Origin of the sequence: Planktotalea sp., assembly GCF_049680325.1 — a bacterium.
Taxonomy (GTDB): Bacteria; Pseudomonadota; Alphaproteobacteria; order Rhodobacterales; family Rhodobacteraceae; genus Planktotalea.
Genome location: NZ_JBAUHO010000194.1, coordinates 1 through 1758, shown reverse-complemented (window position 1 = coordinate 1758; position 1758 = coordinate 1). Strand labels below are relative to the sequence as shown.

The window sequence follows — 1758 nt, the reverse complement described above, 5'->3', positions numbered from 1 at the left end:
CAGATCGGGGTCGACCACAGCGAAGCGGCGGCGCGCGCCGAGGCGCGCGGCATTGATGTTATTCATGATAAATGCCCGAAAATCGAGTATCAGCGCCTTTTCGGAGAGCTGCGGATGGGCGGTTTCGCCACGGGCGTTATATCTTCCAAGCTGTAAATTTGCTTAAAAATCATGTTTTCTCCCCCTAATTGGCGAATTGATGACATTACGTCGCTGCGCTTCATTGAAGATCAGTGCGAGGTATCTATTTTAAGTCCAACACTGCCATGTTAGGGCATCGAACAAAGTCATATTGAGGAGAGTGTCGTTGGGTAACGCACGCAACATCGCCTTTTGGGTCGTACTATTCCTGTTGATCCTGGCGCTATTCAATCTCTTTAGCGGCAACAACGCTGCTTTGCAGAGCCGTGAGATCAGCTATTCCGAGTTTGTCTCTAATGTTAACGGGGGCAGCGTCACAAGTGTCACGCTTGATGGCGAGCGCATTCGCTTTCGCGGGTCCGACGGAAGCGATTATGTCACGATCAAGCCAACCGATGCGAATGTGTCGGATTTCCTGATCTCTAAAAGCGTGAGCGTTCGCGCAGAGCAGCAAGAGCAGTCTGGTTTCCAGACGTTCATTCTGTCGCTTCTACCATTCCTGTTGCTGATCGGCGTTTGGGTTTATTTCATGAACCGTATGCAGGGCGGCGGCAAAGGCGGCGCAATGGGTTTTGGCAAATCCAAGGCCAAGATGCTGACCGAAAAATCAGGCCGCGTCACGTTTGATGATGTCGCGGGCATTGATGAAGCCAAAGAAGAGCTTGAAGAGATCGTTGAGTTTCTACGCAACCCGCAGAAGTTCTCGCGTCTTGGTGGCAAAATCCCGAAAGGCGCTTTGCTTGTTGGCCCTCCCGGTACCGGTAAAACGCTGCTTGCGCGCGCAATTGCGGGTGAGGCGGGTGTTCCCTTCTTTACGATCTCTGGTTCGGACTTTGTTGAAATGTTCGTCGGCGTGGGTGCATCCCGTGTGCGCGACATGTTCGAGCAGGCGAAAAAGAACGCGCCTTGCATCGTCTTCATCGACGAGATCGACGCAGTTGGTCGCCATCGCGGCGCTGGCTATGGCGGTGGCAATGATGAGCGCGAGCAAACCTTGAACCAGCTCTTGGTTGAAATGGACGGTTTTGAAGCCAACGAGGGCGTCATAATCATCGCCGCGACCAACCGCCGCGACGTGCTTGACCCTGCCTTGCTGCGCCCGGGCCGCTTTGACCGTCAGGTCACAGTGCCAAACCCAGACATCAAAGGCCGTGAGAAAATCCTCAACGTCCACGCACGTAAAACGCCGCTGGGCCCAGACGCTGACATGCGCATTATTGCGCGCGGTACGCCCGGCTTTTCCGGTGCGGATCTTGCCAACCTTGTGAACGAGGCCGCGTTGATGGCGGCGCGCGTCGGTCGCCGCTTTGTCACCATGGAAGATTTCGAACAGGCCAAGGACAAGGTCATGATGGGCGCTGAACGCCGGTCAATGGTTCTGACCGCGGATCAAAAGGAAATGACGGCCTATCATGAAGCAGGCCACGCCGTTGTCGGCATGGCGTTGCCGCAGTGTGATCCCGTTTACAAGGCGACGATCATCCCGCGTGGCGGCGCATTGGGCATGGTTGTTTCCCTGCCCGAGATTGATCGCCTGAACTGGCATCGCTCCGAGTGCGAAGAGAAGATGGCAATGACCATGGCGGGTAAAGCTGCCGAGATCATCAAGTACGGCGC

General features: G+C 55.3%; 1 protein-coding gene and 1 pseudogene. Both read left to right on the top strand.

The window, feature by feature from the left end:
* A pseudogene (locus tag WBC85_RS08745) lies at nucleotides 1-156 on the top strand (CoA-binding protein); the annotation flags it as partial.
* A 151-nt stretch (nucleotides 157-307) separates the two neighbouring features.
* The coding region (gene ftsH, locus WBC85_RS08740; RefSeq protein WP_424435422.1) for an ATP-dependent zinc metalloprotease FtsH at nucleotides 308-1758 on the top strand (1451 nt) is incomplete at its 3' end.